The organism is Pseudoalteromonas sp. S554 (assembly GCF_005930865.1).
Classification (GTDB): domain Bacteria; phylum Pseudomonadota; class Gammaproteobacteria; order Enterobacterales; family Alteromonadaceae; genus Pseudoalteromonas; species Pseudoalteromonas marina.
This window is the reverse complement of record NZ_PNDV01000151.1, coordinates 1-2,401: the sequence shown is the minus strand read 5'-3', so window position 1 is coordinate 2,401 and position 2,401 is coordinate 1. Positions and strand designations below refer to the sequence as shown.

Annotated in this window: 2 protein-coding genes; both read right to left on the bottom strand. The window is 37.6% G+C overall.

Annotated features, from left to right (window positions below; translation table 11 throughout):
- Positions 1-396: 396 nt before the first annotated feature.
- A complete protein-coding gene (locus CWB65_RS19390; RefSeq protein WP_138741277.1) occupies positions 397-1,740 on the bottom strand; it encodes an SPFH domain-containing protein in 1,344 nt (447 codons plus the stop codon).
- Positions 1,733-2,071: a hypothetical protein gene (locus tag CWB65_RS19385; protein ID WP_008130107.1), complete on the bottom strand. Its 339-nt coding sequence runs from the start codon at positions 2,069-2,071 to the stop codon at positions 1,733-1,735. The genes CWB65_RS19390 and CWB65_RS19385 overlap by 8 nt, the downstream gene beginning before the upstream one ends.
- Positions 2,072-2,401 lie beyond the last annotated feature (330 nt).

Here is a 2,401-nt window from a genome sequence, read left to right as displayed (position 1 = left end):
GCGGAGCATTCTCCTCTTCTCTAAGCAGTTCTTGTTAGTCACTTGACACAGCCATTACAGCTGCAGAGCAAGTTAATAATGAGCCAAGAGCGATGGTTTTTAAAAGTGTACGTTTCATGGTTTGCCTTTCCTAATTAAGTGAGTCGTGCTTGTTGCCGACAACTGAACTTTAGAGTAAAAGCTCAAACCTCACAAACGATAAAAACAAACTCAATAAGTGAATAAAATTAACCTATTGACTTTAGTCTTATGGCTGAACGAATAGTAAATTTTTTAATACATTTTATGAAAAGTTCCACATAATAAAAAACGCTGCCTGAAATTTTAGGCAGCGTTTTCATTTTTTTAGTCTTTGTTACCTGGGACTAAGCAGAACTTTTAAATTTACTAAATCGCTTATTTTTTCTCTTTCTCTAAACGCTTTTTAAGACTTAAAGCGGCATCAGCAGCTAGTAAACGCATAAATTCAGAACCGTTGCTTTGCTCACCTTGACCTGCACCACCAATAACAATTTCAGGCACTAGGCGGCTATTGCCTAAACTTGTAAATAAAGCAGTTTGAATTTTCACCTCAGCTTTTAATGTTTCATCAAAAACATATTTAGGATCAAGCGCTGCCGACTTAGCACGTAAACGTGCCTCTGCTAACACATCCATACCTAGAGCTTCTAAACGTTGTTGCTTTAATATCTCTTCTTGCTCTTTTGCAAGCTCAGCTTTTACCGCTACACGTTGCTGCGCTGAAATAATCGCATTTGCTTTGATACGCTCAGCATCTATTTGCTCTTTAATTTTTAGCTTTTCAGATTCAGCTCGTTGCTTTGCAATGGCTTGCTCACCTAGTGCAACCTCTGTACGCGCTTGTTGCTCTGCTTTTTTAAGGTTTTGACGCGCAAGTGCTTCATCTGCTGCTGCTTGTTTTTGCGCTTCTAGACGAGCGTTTACTTTACTTTCGTAGTCAATATCAATAATGCTCGCATCAACGACTGTAATACCGTAAGCGCCTAAAATAGGTGCGTTACGCAGTGCATTGCCTTCGCTGTCTTTTTTAATATTAATAGTAACGCGTTGCTGTTTACTCAAATTACTTAAATCGTCAGTTTTATCACGCTCACCAGTACTAATAATTTGCTCGGTTACAAAAATACCGTTTGTTAGCTGATCAGAAAAATCTTGGCTTAATTGGCCATTACCACCTGAGTAATGTTGCTCTACCGACATCATACGTGCAGACGCTTTAACATTTTCAGTTGTGGCACGCATTAGTAGGTTAGAAATTAGGGTTTCTTGCGAGCCAAATTCTTCGTGTATTTTAAGCAAACCACGTAATGCGCCAGACTCACTAGCTGGTACATTGCCCGGTAATCTAAAACGCGACACACCACGCGCCCCACCGGTTGTTGTATCTAAAAAGCGAATAGGGATTAACGGTACTATCGCGCTTGCTGTTGCACTACTGTCGCCTGTAAAGTTGATAGAAATTACTTTTTTATAAGCAGAGGTAGTACCAAATGCTTTTAGATAAGGGCCAGCCTGATTTATCACCGTTAAATTACCAGTAAATGCTGATTGGTGTACTAAACGCTCATCTGCTTCGTTCCACGATATAACCTGCGATGTAAGAGTGGCAATAACCGCTAATACAACAACAATTGACGACACCACAATGACATTACGACGGCCAAAACGGCTCATAAACGACTCATTTTTTTCTGCTGGGATTACTTTTTCTTTATCCATTGTTACTGCTCTCCATGTTTAATTTTTTCTTAACAAAGTAAATAATTTCTTGCTCGCTTAAATGCGCACAAAAACTACCTGAACGATGCAATTCAATAAATGTTGCAAGGATCTCTTCTTTGCCTTTTATTGTTTTATGCTCGTCTTCTTGGGCTTGGTTTTTATCAGTAAGTTGAGTAATAAGATCATCCACAATGGTATCTTTATCAAATAACACATTGTATTCTTTTGCTTTTCTTACTCGGCTTGTGCGTACATTGCTATAAATGACATAAATAGCTAAACACAAAATAATAACCAATGTACTCAACCCAACAATATAAAAAATCATAATTCCTACTTATATTTAGTTGAATAATCACCTTAATCACAAGTGTAAATTTTTTTCACAAATGTTAATGCGTGATTTTACAGAATAACCGTCTAAAAAACAGGTAAAAAATGTAACATTAGCCGATAGCTAAATACTAAATCGATCTAAAGAAGAGTCTGGGTATGAAATTTTTTTCAAGTGAGGGTCCGCAAACAATGATAAACTTTTATATCATGCACAAAAAAGCCCCTACAGGTTATACCTTGCAGGGGCTTTTTTGAAACTTGCGCTAGCTAATGCTTATTATAAAGAAAGCTCTTCTTTAGCACGTGTTAAATTGTGCGACAC

What these genes read in the sequence shown, in the direction of transcription:
- CWB65_RS19390 (WP_138741277.1), bottom strand. Translation starts at nt 1,740, where the DNA reads ATGGATAAAGAAAAAGTAATCCCAGCAGAAAAAAATGAGTCGTTTATG.
- CWB65_RS19385 (WP_008130107.1), bottom strand. Translation starts at nt 2,071, where the DNA reads ATGATTTTTTATATTGTTGGGTTGAGTACATTGGTTATTATTTTGTGT.